1 protein-coding gene is annotated in these 1,108 nt (G+C 66.9%); it reads left to right on the top strand.

Annotated elements, in window-relative coordinates; translation table 11 throughout:
- Positions 1-36: 36 nt before the first annotated feature.
- A partial coding sequence (locus AB4Z46_RS35295; protein ID WP_442288206.1) for an OmpA family protein occupies positions 37-1,108 on the top strand: 1,072 nt, incomplete at its 3' end.

The following is a 1,108-nucleotide window of genomic DNA, read 5'->3' as shown; positions in this document are numbered from 1 at the left end:
TTCATGTTCGACCGACGCACCTTCGCAGCTTGCTGCGTGCTTGCCCTCCCGTATGGCGCCTGCCTTGCGCAGACCACGTTCGCAGCGGACCAGTACTACGACAACCGCTGGTACATCACGCCCTTCGGGTCGTACATCCATCCGGACGGCGACCGCAACGCCGACAACGGMTGGGGCGGTGGCGTCTCCATCGGCAAGCCGATCAGCCCGAGTTGGAACATCGAGCTGCGCGGCATGTACGAGGAGCTCGATGGCAAAGCTGGCAGTGGCTTTGGCGCCTTCAACAGCACTGACAAATTCAAGAACTGGAGCGGCACGCTCGACGCGCAGTGGTTCTTCCTGGGCCGCCAGGGGATCAACCGCTGGCAGTCGAACAGCGTGCACCCCTATCTGGTGGGTGGCATCGGTGCCATCGACAACAAGGTGGAGAGGGCGTTCGGTGTCAGCGACAGCCACACGAGTTTCATGGCCAACGCCGGCCTCGGCGTCGTCTGGCCGTTTTCCTCCTGGGGCCGCCTGGTGGCCGACGCACGCTACCGCTATGTCGACAACGCCAACAACACCAGGCTCGGAGGCCGCTCGAGCATGAACGACTGGCTGTTCTCGGTGGGCCTGCAGATTCCGTTCGGGGCGCCCCCACAGGTGGCGCAAGCAGCCCCGCCAGCGGCCATGCCGGCGGCAATGCCGCCGCCGCCGCCCCCGCCACCGCCGGCCGCGCGCAACTTYGARCTCAAGGCCGACGGCACGTTCGCGTTCGCCAAGTCGGACTTGACGCCTGCCGGCCGCACCCGCATCGACAACACGCTCCAGGAACTCAGATCCTCGGGCATCCGGTTGCGCTCGATCTCCATCGTCGGGCACACCGACCCGATAGGCAGCCTCGAGTTCAACCAGCGCCTGTCCGTGGCRMGGGCGAACTCCGTGCGCGACTACCTGGTCGCCCAAGGCGTGCCGGCCAACATCATCCAGACCGAAGGCCGCGGCCCGGCGGACCTCAAGATCACTGAGGCCGACTGCAGGGCCCAGGGCAAGGCCAGGAACCGCACCGCGCTCATTGCCTGCTTCGAGCCGAACCGCCGCGTGGAGATCCGCGCCGCGGGCGAGCAGG

Source organism: Variovorax sp. M-6 (genome assembly GCF_052114385.1).
Taxonomy (GTDB): domain Bacteria; phylum Pseudomonadota; class Gammaproteobacteria; order Burkholderiales; family Burkholderiaceae_C; genus Variovorax.
Note: the sequence above shows the minus strand (reverse complement) of the source record. Positions and strands in the feature narration are given on the sequence as shown.